A 16337-nucleotide genomic window follows, 5' to 3' on the forward strand; every position below is an offset into this window, starting at 1 on the left:
GCGGTCTGGTGCCGCCTGCGTCCCTATTGCTCTGCACCATGCCCGGCGTGGCCCTGGGGCCAGCCGGAGTTTGTGCATCACGCTTTTTTTGATCAGGAGTTGGCGCGCGAGTGGTGAAAATCGTCTTGCGTTGAGTTGCTAGGCCGGTCTTGCTCAGAGGGAGGCCCGGCCAGCCACTCCGCGCAAGTGAGCCGCCAGGGTTCCGGCCATGGTGGATGAGACGAATCCGCCAGCAAGGCGAGAGTGCGATGAAAAGCCCGTTCTATACCGCCGAGCATGATGCCTTTCGCGAGATGATGCGCCGCTTCGTCGACAAGGAGATCGCGCCGTTCGCCCACGAGTGGGACGAGGCCGGCGAATTTCCCCGCGAGCTCTATCGAAAGGCGGCCGGGATCGGGCTGTTGGGGCTTGGATTCTCCGAGGAATATGGCGGGATCGCCGCCGATCAGTTCATGAAGATCGTCGCCAGCCAGGAGCTGGCGCGGGCCGGCGCCGGCGGGATCAGCGCCAGCCTGATGAGCCACACCATCGGTGCGCCGCCGATCGCGCGGGCAGCGCGCAGCGAGGTTAAGGCGCGCGTGCTGCCTCAGGTGCTCGCGGGTGAGAAAATCTCCGCGCTCGCGATCACCGAGCCGGGCGGCGGCTCTGACGTAGCGGGCCTCCGGACCAAGGCGCGGCGCGACGGCGATCACTACGTCGTGAGCGGCGAGAAGACCTTCATCACCTCCGGGATGCGGGCCGACTATCTGACAGTTGCGGTGCGCACCGGCGGCGAGGGCGCCGGCGGCGTCAGCCTGCTCCTGATCGAGGGGGATACGCCCGGCCTGGCGCGGACAAAGCTGAAGAAGATGGGCTGGTGGGCCTCCGACACCGCAACCCTGCATTTCGACGCGTGCCGCGTACCGGCGGAAAACCTGATCGGCGAGGAAGGCCAGGGCTTCAAGATCATCATGCATAATTTTAACAGCGAGCGCATGGGCATGGCGGCGGGCTGCACCGCCTTCGCGCGCGTGTGCCTCGACGAGGCGATTGCCTACGCCAAGGAGCGCAAGACTTTTGGAAAGCCGCTCGCGCAGCATCAGGTGATCCGCCACAAGATCGTCGACATGGCGCAGAAGGTCGCCGCATCGCAAGCGATGCTGGAGATGCTGGCCTGGCGGCTGGAGCAGGGTGAAAGCCCGGTCGCCGAAATCTGCATGATGAAGAACCAGGCGACGCAGACCATGGCGTTCTGCGCCTCTGAAGCCGTGCAGATCTTCGGCGGCGCCGGCTTCATGCGCGGCATCAAGGCCGAACGCATCTACCGCGAGGTCAAGGTCAACGCCATCGGCGGCGGCACCGAGGAGATCATGAAGGATCTGGCGTCGCGGCAGATGGGGCTGTGACGACGAGAGGAAGAAATGCTGTTTACCGCCGACCACGACGAGATCCGCCGCTCTTTACAAAAATTCATCGCGAATGAGATCAACCCTTACGTCGATGAATGGGAGAAGGCCGACATCTTCCCGGCGCACGAGCTGTTCAAGAAGATGGGCAGCCTCGGCTTTCTCGGGCTGAACAAGCCGGTCGAATTCGGCGGCTCCGGCCTCGACTATTCCTATGCGCTGTTGATGGCAGAGGAACTCGGCGCCATCACCTGTGGCGGCGTGCCGATGGCGATCGGCGTGCAGACCGACATGGCGACGCCGGCGCTGGCGCGGTTCGGCTCGGACGAGGTGCGGCGCGAATTCCTGGTACCCTCGATCTCCGGTGACTATGTAGCCTGCATCGGCGTCTCAGAGCCCGGCGCGGGCTCGGACGTGGCCTCGATCAAGACCAATGCGCGCACCGACGGCGACGACTACGTCATCGATGGCGGCAAGATGTGGATCACAAACGGCACCCAGGCCGATTGGATCTGCCTGCTCGCCAACACCGGCGACGGGCCCGTTCACCGCAACAAGTCGCTGATCTGCGTGCCCATGAAGACCAAGGGCGTCACTGTCGCGCGAAAACTCGACAAGATGGGCATGCGCTCCTCCGACACCGCCCAAATCTTCTTCGACAATGTCCGCGTGCCCAGGCGCAACCGGATCGGCGAGGAGGGCAAGGGCTTCACCTACCAGATGATCCAGTTCCAGGAGGAGCGCCTCTGGGGTGCGGCGGCCTGCCTGAAGGCGCACGAATACATCATCAACGAGACCATCGAATACACCCGCAACCGAAAAGCCTTCGGCAAGTCCATCCTCGACAACCAGGTCGTTCACTTCAAGCTGGCGGAGCTGCAGACCGAGGTCGAGCTGCTGCGCGCGCTGATCTACCGCGCTGGCGAGGCGCTGGTGGCGGGCGAGGATGTCACAAAACTTGCGACCATGGCCAAGCTGAAGGCCGGGCGGCTCGGCCGCGAACTTACCGACGCCTGCTTGCAATATTGGGGCGGAATGGGCTTTACCAACGAGACGCCGGTCAGCCGTGCCTATCGCGACAGCCGCCTGACTTCGATCGGCGGCGGCGCGGACGAGGTCATGCTGATGGTCCTGTGCAAGATGATGGGCACGCTGCCCGGCAGCAAAGGAAGCTCTTGATGATCACGCTCTATCACTGCGACGCAGCGCGCTCTTTCCGTCCACTCTGGATGCTGGAGGAGATGGGACTTCCCTACGAACTGAAGATGCTGCCGTTCCCGCCGCGGGTCTTCGCCAAGGAATACCTCGCGCTCAATCCGCTGGGCACGATTCCCTTTTTGGTCGACGGCGAGACCAAGATGACGGAATCGTCCGGCATCTGCCACTATCTCGGCATCAAGCACGGGCCGACGCCGCTGATGGTGGGACCTGAGGATCCCGCCTATGGCGCGTTCCTGAACTGGATGTATTTCAGCGACGCCACGTTAACGTTCCCGCAGACGCTGGTGCTCCGATACACCCAGCTCGAGCCGGAAGTGCGCCGCAATCCGCAGGTCGCTACCGACTATGCAAAGTGGTTCCTGGGCCGGCTGCGCGCCGTCGAGGCCGCGACCGCCAATGCCGAAACATTGTGCGCGGGTCGCTTCACCGCCGCTGACATTGTCATTGGTTATGCGCTCCGCCTCGCCGGCAACATCGGGCTCGCCAAGGACTTTGGGCCAAATGTCGCAGGTTATTGGGCGTGCTTGCAGCAGCGCGATGGATTCAAACGTGCGGTTGCTGCGGAGCAGAAGGCTGGAGTCGAACAGAACATCGCGGCGCGTGTGAGGGCGTAGCTCCGTCGCCTGGACGAAATTGTTGCTTGCCGGTTCCGGGTTCGTCCTCTGGACGTCCGGGAACGCCGATGTTTTACGCTCCATGACAGCGCTACCGCGCCGTGACAGCGCCCAAATTTCCGCTAAGGTGACCTCCGTCCGCAGCGGCCAAAGAGCCGCGCGAGGAGGATCCCAATGGAAGATAACGGTCGCGAATCCGACCATTTGATGCTGATCACGCCGGAGCGGGTATTCTATGCCGGCCTGCTCGGCCGCCCCCGCAAGCGGACGCCCGGCTGCTGCCACGTCTATGTCGCGGTCAAGGGTAGCCTGCATCTGACGCTCGACGAAGTCCTCGCCACCGGCGAGCTGTTCGTCACCTTGCCGAACCAGCGGCATTCCATTGCCAGCGACTACCGCACGGCGATCAGCGTGACGCTGGAGCCGGAGAGCATGCCTGATGGCGTGATCGAGGCCTTGGCCGCGCGGCTCACCGGACCCGACCAGGCTGTCTATGCCCGTAAGATTCTCGCCGCCTACACGTTGTTGCGACAGCGCCGCTACGGCGACATCACCACCGCCGAATTTGACGAGATGTGTTTTGGCGAAGCGCTGCCGCGGCGCGTGCTCGACCCGCGCGTGACGCGTGCGGTGGCGCGCATCGGCCGCTTCACGGGCGAGCCCGTGACGGCGGACACATGCGCGGCGGACGCCGGACTTTCCGCTTCGCGTTTCCTGCATCTGTTCAAGGAAGAGACCGGCATCTCGTTTCGCTCCTTCCGCGCCTGGAAGCGCGCGCGGCATCTGCTGCACTTCGCCAACCAGGACCTCAACCTCGCCCATCTCGCGCAGGATATCGGCTATCCCGACAGCACCCATTTCAGCCATTCGATCCGCCGCTTCTACGGCCTGAAGCCGCGCGCGATCTTCGTCGGCTCGCGGGATCTAGCGATCTATCGCAGCAGCGAGACGGTGAGGCTGGCGGAGGCGAGCTAGCTCGCTCTTGCAGGGTGGGCAAAGCGAAGCGTGCCCACCACCTTCGTGAGGTGTGGAGAGATGGTGGGCAGGCGCCAGGGCGCCTTTGCCCGCCCTACGACAGCTAGCGTTTAGCTAGCTTCTCCGCGCAAGAAGCCGCGTGCCGCCCATCACATGATCGCAAGCGTTGAATTATCAACGTGCGAGACATTCAAGGCATGAGCGACAAGGCCGTCATCACCTGCGCGCTGAACGGCGTGCTCACTGACCCCAGGCAGCACAACGTGCCTGTGACGCCCGAGCAGATGGCGCGCGAGGCCAAGGCTGCGTTCGATGCCGGCGCGTCCATCATGCACATCCATCTGCGCCAGCAGGCGCCGGACAAGGGGCATCTGCCGTCCTGGGAGGTCAGCGTCAGCAAGGAGATCCAGCAGGCGATCCGCGAAGCCTGCCCCGGCGTGATCATCAACCACACCTCCGGCGTCTCTGGGCCGAACTACAGTGGAGCGCTGGATTGCATCCGCGAGACCAGGCCGGAGATCGCCGCCTGCAATGCCGGCTCGCTGAACTATCTGAAGGTGAAAGCCGACAATAGCTGGGCCTGGCCGCCGATGATGTTCGACAATGCGGTCGAGAAGGTGAAGGACTATCTCGACGTCATGAACGCGGTCGGTACCATCCCCGAATTCGAATGCTTCGACGTCGGTATCGTGCGTTGCGTTGGGATGTACACCCAGGTCGGCATGTACAAGGGTCCGCTCGAGTATAATTTCGTGATGGGCGTCGCCTCCGGCATGCCGTCCGATCCCGATCTGCTGCCGATCCTGATCAAGCTGAAGCGTCCCGAGGCGCATTTTCAGGTCACGGCGATCGGCCGCGAAGAGATCTGGCCGCTGCATCAGCGCTGCGCCGAGCTCGGCGGCCATCTGCGCACCGGTCTCGAAGATGCCTTCTATCTCGCCGACGGCAAGAAGGTGACGTCCAACGGCCAGCTGATCGAAGCCATCGCCGCCTGCGCCCGGCGCGCGGGCCGCGAGATCGCGAGCCCGGCGGAAGCGCGGAAGATTTTTGGTACGAATAGGTAGGTATCGCCTCACCCGTCATTGCGAGCGCAGCGAAGCAATCCCGAATCTTTCTGCTAAGGCGGTCTGGATTGCTTCGTCGCTCCGCTCCTCGCAGTGACGAGCAGGATGAATTTATGTCCATTCTCGAAAACACAATTTCCCCCGGCAGCGCCGCCCATCAGGCCAACCGCGATGGCATGCTCGGCCTGATCGACCGCATGCGGGCGCTGGAAGAGCGCACGCGTGCCGCGTCTGCCGTGGCGAAAGATCGCTTTCACAAGCGCGGCCAGCTGCTGCCGCGCGAGCGCGTCGCATTGGTGCTCGATCCCGGCGCGCCCTTCATCGAGCTGTCCACGCTGGCCGGCTACATGTTCGACGTGCCGGATCCAAGCAAGAGCGTGCCCGGCGGCGGCGTCATTGCCGGCATCGGCTTCGTCTCGGGCATCCGCTGCATGATCAGCGCCAACGATTCCGGCATCGATGCCGGCGCGCTTCAACCTTACGGCCTGGACAAGACGATACGCGTGCAGGAGCTCGCGCTGGAGAACAAGCTGCCTTATCTCCAGCTGGTCGAAAGCGCCGGTGCCAATCTCCTGCGCTACCGCGTCGAAGACTTTGTCCGTGGTGGCAACATCTTTCGCAATCTCGCGCGGCTCTCGGCTGCCGGGCTGCCCGTCGTCACCGTGACGCATGGCTCCTCGACCGCCGGTGGCGCCTATCAGACCGGCCTGTCCGATTACATCGTCATGGTCCGTGGCCGCACTCGCGCCTTCCTCGCGGGTCCGCCGCTGCTGAAGGCTGCAACTGGCGAGATCGCGACAGAGGAGGAACTCGGCGGCGCCGAGATGCACACGCAGGTTTCCGGTCTCGGCGACTATCTCGCCGAGGATGACCGCGACGCATTGCGCATTGCGCGGGAGATCATGGCCGCGCTGGAGTGGGAGCGGCCGGGCAAGGCGGCAGCACAGTTCAAGCCGCCGCGCTACCACCAGGAAGAGCTGCTCGGCATCATGCCGATGGACCACAAGCGCTCCGTGGACATGAAGCAGGTGATCGCGCGCATCGTCGACGATTCCGATTTCACCGAGATGGCGCCGAACTACGGCCCGGCCACCGTCTGCGGCCATGCCCGCATCGAGGGCCAGGCAATCGGTATCATCACCAACAACGGCCCTCTGGATCCTGCCGGCGCCAACAAGGCGACGCATTTCATCCAGGCTTGCTGCCAGACCCGCACGCCATTGCTGTATCTGAACAACACCACCGGCTACATGGTCGGCAAATCCTACGAAGAAGCCGGCATGATCAAGCACGGCTCCAAGATGATCCAGGCGGTGACGTCGGCGACGGTGCCGCAGATCACCATCTATTGCGGCGCCTCGTTCGGCGCCGGCAATTACGGCATGTGCGGGCGCGGCTTCCATCCACGCTTCTGCTTCTCCTGGCCCAACGCCAAGACCGCCGTGATGGGCGGCGAGCAGGCCGCCGAGACCATGGCGATCGTCACCGAAGCCGCCGCAGCTCGCCGCGGCAAGCCGGTCGAAAAAGAAAAGCTCGATGCCATGAAGGCGCAGATCGTCGGCGTGTTCGACGGCCAGATGGACGTGTTCTCGACCAGCGCGCGCGTGCTCGACGACGGCGTGATCGATCCGCGCGACACCCGCGCGGTCCTGTCTGAGGTGCTCGCGATCTGCCGCGAGGGCGATGCGCGCACGCCCCAGCGCATGCAATTCTCGGTGGCTCGCCCATGAGGAACGGATCAGTGCAGCACCGGCCGTTCTTCAAGGTCTTGATCGCCAATCGCGGCGAGATCGCGTTGCGCGTGATGCGCAGCGCACGGAAGCTCGGCCTCGGCGTCGTCGCGGTCTATTCGGATGCGGATCGCGACGCGCTCCATGTGCGGCAGGCCGACCAGGCCGTGCACATTGGCGAAGCGCTGCCGGCGCATTCCTATCTCAACATCCCCGCGATCATTGCGGCCGCAAAAGCCAGCGGCGCGGATGCAGTGCATCCCGGCTATGGCTTCCTCGCCGAGAACGAGGAGTTTGCGCAGGCCTGCAAGGATGCCGGCCTGGTCTTCATCGGCCCCTCGCCGCAGGCGATCGAGTCGATGGGTAACAAGGCCGGCGCCAAAGAGATCATGAACAAGGCCGGCGTGCCCTGCGTGCCCGGCTATCAGGGCGCCGACCAAGGCGACGAGGTCATGCTGACGGAAGCCAAAAAGATCGGCTTCCCCGTGATGATCAAGGCGGTCGCCGGCGGTGGCGGCCGAGGCATGCGGCTCGTCACCGACGCTGCATCCTTCGGCGATGCCCTGCGCAGTGCACGGTCCGAGGCAAAGGCGGCGTTCGGCGATCCCTCCGTCATTCTCGAACGCGCCATCCAGAATCCCCGTCATATCGAGATCCAGGTGTTCGGCGACAGCCACGGCAATGCCATTCATCTCGGCGAGCGCGATTGCTCGGTACAGCGGCGGCACCAGAAGCTGATCGAGGAGGCGCCGTCGCCCGCGGTCACGCCCGAGTTGCGTGGAAAGATGGGCGAGGTCGCGGTCGCCGCGGTGAAGGCATTGCGTTACGAGGGCGCCGGGACGCTGGAGTTCCTGCTCGATACGAGTGGCGCGTTCTACTTCATGGAAATGAACACGCGCCTCCAGGTCGAGCATCCCGTGACCGAGGCGATCACCGGGCTCGATCTCGTCGAACTGCAGCTGCGCGTCGCGCGCGGCGAGCAATTGCCGGTGAAGCAGCAGGACATTCGCTTCACAGGCCACGCGATCGAGGTGCGGCTGTGCTCGGAGGACGCCGCGCATGATTTCATGCCGCAGTCCGGGCGCATGGCGCGCTGGCAGGTGCCGGATGGCATTCGCGTCGAGCATGCGCTGCAATCGGGCTCTGAGATTCCGCCGTTCTACGATTCCATGATCGCCAAGGTGATCAGCCATGGGGCGACACGCGAGGAGGCGAGGGGGCGGCTGATCGTCGGCCTGGAGCAACTGACCGGATTCGGTGTGACCACCAATCAGGCGTTCCTGATGTCATGCCTGCGCCATCCCAGCTTTGCCAAGGGCGAAGCGACCACGGCGTTCATTGGTGCGCATCGCGACGAATTGCTGGGGCCGGTTGCGAGTAGCACATTCAGCGCCGCGCTTGCGGGCCTTCTGCTCTACGTCACGAGCCCGCAGGCACCGTCGTGGCGCAGTGGGCGAAGCCTCGCGGCAACGTTTCCGCTACCGGCAAAGATCGATATCGCCGGCCAGACGCATGAGCTCGAAGTCACCCGGGAGCGCGATGGCAGCTACACCGTTGCCATCGACGGCCGGCAGGACAAGTTCGAGGTCGATCAGCTCGACCTCGACGTGATCCGCTTTCGCCATGACGGCGTGATGGACAGCGCAAAATTCCTGCGCGACGGCGACCGGCTCTACCTCCAGTACCGCGGCATCCCGCTCGCGGCGACCGATCTCACCTTCGCCGCGCCGAAGGCCGCTGCAACAAATGGTGGCGACGGAAAAGTCCGTGCCGCCATGAACGGCCGCGTCGTTGCCGTGCTGGTCAAGCCGGGTGAGCGCGTCACCGCCGGTCAGCCGGTGATGACACTGGAAGCGATGAAGATGGAGCACGTCCACAAGGCCGGCATCGACGGGATGGTCGCGGCGATCGACGTCGCCGAGGGCGAGCAGGTCACGACGGGGAAAATCGTGGCTGAGATCGGGGCTGGGTAGAGCGGCAGCTCGTCATTGCGAGGAGCGAAGCGACGAAGCAATCCAGACTGCATCCGGGGAAAGATTCTGGATTGCTTCGCTGCGCTCGCAATGACGATGGGGAGATAGTGCCGTCTCGCACTTCGTCCCGGCAAGGCGTGCGCCTAATCAAGAGCCCCGCCCCGTCCCGTCATTGAGCAAGCACGCCACCTGGTGTCCGTCGCCCGCGCCCACCAGCGCCGGCCGCTCCGTCTTGCACCGCTCCATCGCAAACCGGCAGCGGGTGTGAAACGCGCAGCCCGACGGCGGATTGACCGGGCTTGGCACGTCGCCGTCGACCAGCGGCGTGAGCTTTTTGGCGAGTGGGTTGGCGATCGGCACGGAGGCGAGCAAGGCCTGCGTATAGGGATGGCGCGGGTTCCTGAACAGCTCGTCCTTGTCGGCAATCTCGACGATGCGGCCGAGATACATCACGGCGACGCGGTGACTGATATGGGCGACCACGGCGAGGTCATGCGCGATGAAGAGATAGGAGAAGCCGTGCTCGCGTTGCAGATCGATCAACAGGTTGATCACCTGCGCCTGGATCGAGACGTCGAGCGCGGAGACCGGCTCGTCGCAGACGATCAGCCGCGGCTCCAGCGCGAGCGCCCGCGCGATGCAGATGCGCTGGCGCTGGCCGCCGGAGAATTGGTGCGGAAAATTGCGCATCTGGTCGGGCCGCAAGCCAACCTGCTCGAACAGCTTTGCGGTACGCGCCTCCAGTGCCTTGCCGGTCGCGAGTCCGTGCACGAGCAGCGGCTCGCCGACGATGTCGCCTGCGGTCATGCGCGGATTGAGCGACGCGAACGGATCCTGGAACACGATCTGCATCGAACGACGGTGCGGCCGCAGCGCAGCCTTGGAGAGGCGAGTGATGTCCTCGCCGTCGAGGCGGATCTGGCCGGAGGTCGGCTCGACCAGCCGCAGCACACTGCGTGCCACCGTCGACTTGCCGCAGCCGGATTCGCCGACAAGGCCGAGCGTCTCACCGGTGCCAACCGAAAATGAGACGCCGTCGACCGCATGCACTGTGCCGATTTGTCGGCGCAACACGCCGGCGCGCACCGGATAGTGTTTCTTGAGGTCAGTGACTTCGAGCAGCGCCTCGGTCATGCCACCTCCGCCACTTCGGCCGCGCGCCAGCAGGCCGCGAGATGGCCGCCGCCCCAATCGATGAGCGGCGGATATTCGGCCTCGCAGCGCTTGATCGCGAGCGTGCAGCGCGGCGCGAAGGCGCAACCCTTTGGCAGTCGCACCAGCGACGGAACCGTGCCGGGAATTTCGTTCAGCCGTGCCTGCGCGGCGACGCCCGGCGCCGGCACTGCCGGTATCGAGGCCATCAATCCGCGCGTGTAGGGATGCTTTGGCGCGGCGAACAGCGCCTCGACGCTGGCTTCCTCGACCTTCCGACCCGCATACATCACGATGACGCGCTGCGCGGTCTGCGCGACGACACCGAGATCATGCGTGATCAGCACGAGCCCGGTGCCGAGCTCCTTCTGAAGGTCCAGGATCAGCGCCAGAATCTGCGCCTGGATGGTGACGTCGAGCGCGGTGGTGGGCTCGTCCGCGATCAGCAGCGCCGGCCGGCACGCCAGCGCCATCGCGATCATGGCGCGCTGGCGCATGCCGCCTGAGAGTTGATGCGGATATTCCCGCGCGCGCCGAGCCGGCTCGGGGATGCGCACCAGGCGCAGCATCTCGATCGCGATGTCGCGGGCCTCTTTGCTCGACATGTTCCGGTGCAGCCGCACCGCCTCGACGATCTGGTCGCCGATCCGCATCACCGGATTGAGCGAGGTCATCGGCTCCTGGAAGATCATGGAGATGCGATTTCCGCGGATCGCGCGCATCTCAGCTTCGTCCAGCGCCAGAAGATCAGTGCCTTCGAGCGTGACGGAGCCGCCGACGATGCGGCCGGGCGGATCCGGCACCAGCCGCATCAGGGAGAGGGCCGTGACGCTCTTGCCGCAGCCGGATTCGCCGACGATCGCGAGCGTCTCGCCGCGCCTCACCGTGAAGGAAACGTCATCGACGGCCTTGAAGAGACCGGAGTTGGTGAAGAACACCGTCTTCAGGTTCTTCACATCGAGCACGAGATCGGATTTGTCCGCCATCAGCCGCGCTGCCGGGGATCGAGGATGTCGCGCAAGGCGTCACCGAACAGATTGGCGCCGAACACCGCAAGGCTGATCGCGATGCCCGGGAAGATCACCAGCCATGGCGCGGTGCGGACATATTCGGCGGCGGATTCAGAGAGCATGCGGCCCCATGACGGATAAGGCTCGGGAATGCCGAGACCGAGGAAGGAGAGCGAGGCTTCAGTGAGGATGGTCGAGCCGAGCTGGGCGGTCGCGAGCACGATCAGCGGCGCCAGCGTGTTCGGCAGCACATGGCGCAGCGCGATCCGCACCTCGCTCATGCCGATCGACTTGGCGGCCTCGATGAACGGCAGCTCGCGCAGCGCCAGCGTGTTGGCACGGATGACGCGCGACACGGTCGGGATCAGTGGAATGGCGATCGCAATGATGACGTTCGGCAAGGAGGGACCCAGCGCGGCGGTCATGATCAGGGCCAGGACCAGCAGCGGTAACGCCTGGAGAACGTCGGAGACGCGCTGGAACACGAGATCGACCCAGCCGGAGAGATAGCCTGAGGTCAATCCGACGATCACGCCGATGGTGCCGCCGAGCGCAGTCGAGCCGATCCCGACCGCCAGCGAGATCCGCGCGCCATGGATGATGCGGCTGAAGACGTCGCGGCCGAAGGAATCCGTCCCCATCCAGTGCGACAGGCTTGGGCGGCCCAGCGCCCGGGCTGCGTCGATCGTCAGGGGATCATAACGCGCGATGAAGTCGGCGAAGACCGCGGTGAACACGAACAGGGTCATGATCACGAGCCCAGCCGCGCCCAGCACGTGCCGCTGCGCCAGGAACAGCACGCGCCGCCAGCCGCCGGGCGCGTAGGCGCCGGCGCGCCTCAGTTCAACGTCATAGTCGATCGCGGTCAAACTGATCTCCTAATCCGTAAATCGGATGCGCGGGTCGAACACCGCGTAGAGCATGTCGACAATGAAATTCGCGCTCACCACCACAATCGCAATCAGCATCACGAGGTTCTGCACGATCGGATAGTCGCGCCAGCGGATCGCCTCGACCAGGAAGCGGGCGACGCCGGGGATGTTGAACACGGTCTCCGTGACAATGAGACCGCCGATCAGAAACGCCGCCTCGATTCCGATCACGGTGATGACGGGCAGAATCGCGTTCTTGAGCGCATGCTGATAGTTCACGGCGGCATCCGATGCGCCCTTGGCGCGCGCGGTGCGGATATAGTCCTGCCGCAGCACCTCCAGCATCGAGGAGCGGGTGATGCGCATGGTCAGTGCAGCGCTGCGGAAGCCGACGGCGGCGGCGGGCACGGCATAGGTTGCGAAGGCTTCCAGCCATGTCGCCGGATTCGGGTTGAAGATCGGCATCTGGCCGAACATCGCCACCGACGCGGTGAGGATCAAGAGGCCGAGCCAGAACGAAGGCAGCGACAATCCGCTGAGGCTCACCACACGCAACGCGTAATCGAGCCTCGTTCCCTGCTTCACCGCGCTGATGACGCCCAAGGGAATGCCGATCGACGCCGAGAACAACAACGCCAGCCCGGCGAGCCGTGCGGTGATCGGAATCCGTGGCAGGATCTCCTGAAGCGCCGGCTTCTCGGAAACATAGGAGTAACCAAAGTCGCCGCGCAGAAAACCGCTGATCCAGTGCCAATACTGCACCACCAGCGGCTGGTCGATGCCGAGCTCCTTCTCCAGACTGGCCTTGTCGGCGGGATCGACATAGCCGGCCGCGGCAAACAGGATGTCGACGATGTTGCCGGGGACGATGCGCAGCAGGAAGAAGATGACGACCGAGATCCCGAACAGGGTCACGAGCATCAGGAACAGGCGCCGCACCAGATAGGCAAACATGCATCGCCTCCCGTCGAACCCGTCCGCGGCTAGCGCTACTTGTCCATCCAGACATCCTCGTACCGATATCCATTATACGAGCTGTTCGACATCACCGTCACGCCCTTGACATAAGGCTGCCAGCAGCTGCCGGTCCGTGCGTGGAAGATGATCGGGCGGGCGACGTCCTCCTGCAACTTCTTGTCGATGTCCCACACCAGCTTCTTGCGCTTGTTGAGGTCGGTCTCCTGGGACTGCACGTCGAACAGCTTCTCGATCTCCTTGTTGCAGTAATTGGTGTAGTTGCGCTCGGAGCCGCAGGAATAGTTCTCGTAGAACGACTGGTCGGGATCGTCGACGGCATTGCCGGTCAAATTGAGCCCGAGCATGTAATCCTTGCGCGCGATCTTCGGGAACCAGTTTGCGGTCTCGACCACGTCGAGCTCGCCGTCGATATAGATGCTCTTGAGCTGGTCGATCAGGATCACCGCGGGATCGCGGTAGACCGGGATGTTGCGGGTCGAGACCTTGACGGCGAGGTGCTTGTCGGGGCCGTAGCCGGCCTTCTGCATCAGCTTCTTGGCTTGTTCGCGGTTGGCGGTGATGTCGGGGCCGTAGCCCGGAATGCTCTCGAGCATCTCCTTCGGCATGGCCCAGAGGCCGGCCGGCGCGGGCTCCATGGTGCCCCCGACGTCGCCCTGGCCTTCGAACATGATCGAGATGAACGCCTTGCGGTCCAGCGACAGCGCCATGGCGCGACGGATGTCGATGTTGTCGAACGGCGGCGCGGACGAATTGACGATGATGTTGGTCGCAACGTTGTTGGGCTCGACCACGCAGACCGCGTTCGGCGCCTGCGATTTGACGTCCTTCAACAGCGGAATGCTGACCTCGGTCGGGAAGGTCATGTCGAACTTGCCCGCGACGAAGGCGAGGATAGCGGTCGAGCGATTCGGGATGATGGTGAACTCGATGCCGTCGAGATAGGGCCGGCCCTTGCGCCAATAGTCCGGATTGCGGGTCAGCTTGATCGATTCATTGGCCTTGAACTCGACGAACTTGAACGGCCCCGTGCCGATCGGATGGGTGCGCATGTCGCCGGGCGAGACGTGGCAGGGATAGACCGGCGTGTAGCCCGAGGCGAGCAGGGCCAGCAGCGAAGGCTGCGGCCGCTTCAGGTTGAAGGAGACTTCGAGATCGCCGTTGGTGGAGACGTCGTTGACCTGTTCATACCAGCTCTTGCGCGGATTCTGCCGGAACTTCTGCTGTGACTTGCCCATCAGCATGTCGAAGGTGCATTTGACGTCCGCCGAGGTGAACGGCTTGCCGTCGTGCCACTTCACGCCCGCGCGCAGCTTGAAGGTCAATGTTTTGTTGTCGTTGACCCAGGCCCAGCTCTCGGCGAGTTCGGGCACGATGGTGTCCATGCTGTTCTGCGCCACGTCCTGCTTGTAGATGACGAGGTTGTTGAACACCGGCATGAAGGGAACATTGAGCGAGTAGGTCGCGCCTTCGTGGATCGAGGCATTGCCGGGACTGTCGCGGTGGTACATCCGCAAAATCCCGCCCTGCTTGGGCTCGCCGGCCAATGTAATCGTCGAAAACGCCAGCAAAGATAGCGCCGCCGTTGCGGCGAGCGCTCGTACGCTCCGCATCCTCGTCCTCCCTGGACCTCGGCCTTTCGCGGCCTGTTTGAATGGACGATAGCGACGCTGGCGGAGGGAGGCAACCGGCAAGGCCGCCCACGCTCTCGACAATTCGGATGACGGAAGGCCGCAGGCGATTTCCTCTCGCGATGTGAGAGAAGTTCCTCCGGCATCGTTGGCGAACGCCGGGACGACATCGGGGCTCACACGATCCTCGACGCCTTGTTCCCCCAATACCGGTCCCTTAGCAGGCGCTTGTACAGCTTCCCTGTCGGCAGCCGCGGCAATTTCTTCTCGAAATCGACCGAGCGCGGCACCTTTTGCCGCGACAGCGACGCCCCGCAGAAGGCGATCAGCTCTTCGGCGAGTGCCGGGTCCGGCACGACGCCGGGCATCGGCTGCACCACCGCCTTGACCTCCTCGCCGAGATCGGGATTGGGCACGCCGAACACCGCGGCGTCCGCGACCTTCGGATGGGTGATCAGCAGATTCTCGCATTCCTGCGGATAGATGTTCACCCCGCCGGAGATGATCATGAAGGTGGCGCGGTCCGTTAGATAAAGGAATCTGTCCTTGTCGACATAGCCGACGTCACCCACCGTGCTCATACTGCCATCGGCCGAGCGCGCCTCTTTCGTCTTCTCGGGGTCGTTGAAATACTCGAATGGCGTGGCCGTCTTGAACCAGACCTGTCCCGGAGTGCCGGTGGGGCATGGCTTCATGTTCTCGTCGAGAATATGGAGGTCGCCGAGCAGCACCTTGCCGACGGTGCCGCGATGGGCGAGCCATTCCGCGCTGTCGCAGGCGGTGAAGCCGAGGCCTTCGGTCGCGCCGTAATATTCGTGGATGATCGGTCCCCACCATTTGATGATGTCGTCCTTGACCAAGGCCGGGCAGGGCGCGGCGGCGTGGATCGCGATCTCGATCGAGGAGAGATCGTAGCGCTTTCGCACCCCCTCCGGCAGCTTCAGCATGCGCGAGAACATCGTCGGCACCAGCTGGGTGTGGGTGATGCCCCATTGCTCGACGAGCTGGAGGTAACGCTCGGGATCGAACGTCTCCATGATGATCACGGTCCCGCCCATGCGGATCGTGAGGTTCACGGCGGCCTGCGGCGCCGAATGATAGAGCGGCGCCGGCGAGAGGTAGACCATGCCCTCGCGGTATTGCCAGAGCTTCGTCAGGAAATCGAACAGCGGCAGATTGTGCTTCGGCGGCTCCTCCGGCAGTGGCCGAATAATGCCCTTCGGCCGCCCCGTCGTGCCCGATGAATACAGCATGGCTGTACCGAGCCATTCATCGTGGAGCGGCGCCGTCGGCTGATCGGCGGTCACCTCCGCGAGGCCGACGATGCGCTCACTCTCGCCCGGGCCGTCGGCAACGATGCACAGCTTGATCTCGGGGCAGGCGTTGATCGCCTCGCGGGCGATATCGAGCTTCGCAACCGACGTGATCAGGATTTTCGACTGGCTGTTGACGAGGAGATAGGCGAGCTCGCCCGGCGTCAGGAACGAGTTGATGCAGGTGTAGTACAGCCCGGATCGCTCGCCCGCGCCGCAGGCTTCGATGTAGCGGGAATTGTTCTCCATGAAGATCGCGTAGTGGTCGAGCCGCTTCAAGCCGTGCTTGCGAAACAAATGCGCCAGCCGGTTGCTGCGCGCATCGAGCTCGCGATAGGTGACGGCCTCGCCGGTCGCCGCCATGATGAAGGCGGGCTGGAGCGGGCGCAGGCGGGCATGGTAACCTGGGTACATCAGTCCTC

The 16337-nt window shown here is 64.1% G+C and carries 13 protein-coding genes; 7 read left to right on the forward strand and 6 right to left on the reverse strand.

Annotation, left to right across the window (positions count from 1 at the left end; all coding sequences use genetic code 11):
* The first annotated feature begins 248 nt into the window (after positions 1–248).
* The 7 genes from IVA74_RS34585 to IVA74_RS34615 all read left to right on the forward strand — a co-directional run bounded on the left by IVA74_RS34585 (position 249) and on the right by IVA74_RS34615 (position 8962).
* Positions 249–1385 carry an acyl-CoA dehydrogenase family protein gene (locus tag IVA74_RS34585; RefSeq protein ID WP_247351764.1) on the forward strand — a complete coding sequence of 379 codons (1137 nt, stop codon included), beginning with the start codon at positions 249–251 and terminating at the stop codon, positions 1383–1385.
* Between the two features lie 15 nt (positions 1386–1400).
* Positions 1401–2564, forward strand: a complete 1164-nt coding sequence (locus tag IVA74_RS34590; protein ID WP_247351766.1) for an acyl-CoA dehydrogenase family protein — start codon at positions 1401–1403, stop codon at positions 2562–2564.
* A complete protein-coding gene (locus IVA74_RS34595) occupies positions 2564–3220 on the forward strand; it encodes a glutathione S-transferase (RefSeq protein ID WP_247351768.1) in 657 nt (218 codons plus the stop codon). Before IVA74_RS34590 ends, IVA74_RS34595 begins: the two co-directional genes overlap by 1 nt.
* Before the next feature lie 174 nt (positions 3221–3394).
* Positions 3395–4195 (forward strand): AraC family transcriptional regulator, encoded by an 801-nt coding sequence (locus IVA74_RS34600; protein WP_247351770.1) that lies wholly within the window; start codon positions 3395–3397, stop codon positions 4193–4195.
* Positions 4196–4392: 197 nt separating this feature from the next.
* On the forward strand, positions 4393–5259 hold the full coding sequence (locus tag IVA74_RS34605) for a 3-keto-5-aminohexanoate cleavage protein (protein WP_247351771.1): 867 nt from the start codon (positions 4393–4395) through the stop codon (positions 5257–5259).
* Positions 5260–5372: 113 nt separating this feature from the next.
* Complete coding sequence (locus IVA74_RS34610) at positions 5373–6989, forward strand: acyl-CoA carboxylase subunit beta (RefSeq protein ID WP_247351773.1); 1617 nt, start codon at positions 5373–5375, stop codon at positions 6987–6989.
* Positions 6986–8962, forward strand: a complete 1977-nt coding sequence (locus IVA74_RS34615) for an acetyl-CoA carboxylase biotin carboxylase subunit (RefSeq protein WP_247351775.1) — start codon at positions 6986–6988, stop codon at positions 8960–8962. Before IVA74_RS34610 ends, IVA74_RS34615 begins: the two co-directional genes overlap by 4 nt.
* Before the next feature lie 147 nt (positions 8963–9109).
* Here IVA74_RS34615 and IVA74_RS34620 read toward each other — a convergent pair whose 3' ends face one another.
* The 6 genes from IVA74_RS34620 to IVA74_RS34645 form a co-directional block, all read right to left on the reverse strand.
* On the reverse strand, positions 9110–10096 hold the full coding sequence (locus tag IVA74_RS34620; protein ID WP_247351777.1) for a dipeptide ABC transporter ATP-binding protein: 987 nt from the start codon (positions 10094–10096) through the stop codon (positions 9110–9112).
* Positions 10093–11100, reverse strand: coding sequence for an ABC transporter ATP-binding protein (locus IVA74_RS34625; RefSeq protein WP_247351779.1), 1008 nt, complete (start codon positions 11098–11100; stop codon positions 10093–10095). Before IVA74_RS34625 ends, IVA74_RS34620 begins: the two co-directional genes overlap by 4 nt.
* Positions 11100–11993 carry an ABC transporter permease gene (locus IVA74_RS34630; protein WP_247351781.1) on the reverse strand — a complete coding sequence of 298 codons (894 nt, stop codon included), beginning with the start codon at positions 11991–11993 and terminating at the stop codon, positions 11100–11102. The genes IVA74_RS34625 and IVA74_RS34630 overlap by 1 nt, the downstream gene beginning before the upstream one ends.
* A 9-nt stretch (positions 11994–12002) precedes the next feature.
* Positions 12003–12950: an ABC transporter permease gene (locus IVA74_RS34635; protein WP_247351782.1), complete on the reverse strand. Its 948-nt coding sequence runs from the start codon at positions 12948–12950 to the stop codon at positions 12003–12005.
* 35 nt (positions 12951–12985) lie between these two features.
* Positions 12986–14584 carry an ABC transporter substrate-binding protein gene (locus tag IVA74_RS34640; protein ID WP_247351784.1) on the reverse strand — a complete coding sequence of 533 codons (1599 nt, stop codon included), beginning with the start codon at positions 14582–14584 and terminating at the stop codon, positions 12986–12988.
* A 194-nt stretch (positions 14585–14778) separates the two neighbouring features.
* A complete protein-coding gene (locus tag IVA74_RS34645; RefSeq protein WP_247351785.1) occupies positions 14779–16329 on the reverse strand; it encodes an AMP-binding protein in 1551 nt (516 codons plus the stop codon).
* Between the last annotated feature and the right edge of the window lie 8 nt (positions 16330–16337).

The sequence above is a fragment of the Bradyrhizobium sp. 132 genome (genome assembly GCF_023074185.1).
Classification (GTDB): domain Bacteria; phylum Pseudomonadota; class Alphaproteobacteria; order Rhizobiales; family Xanthobacteraceae; genus Bradyrhizobium.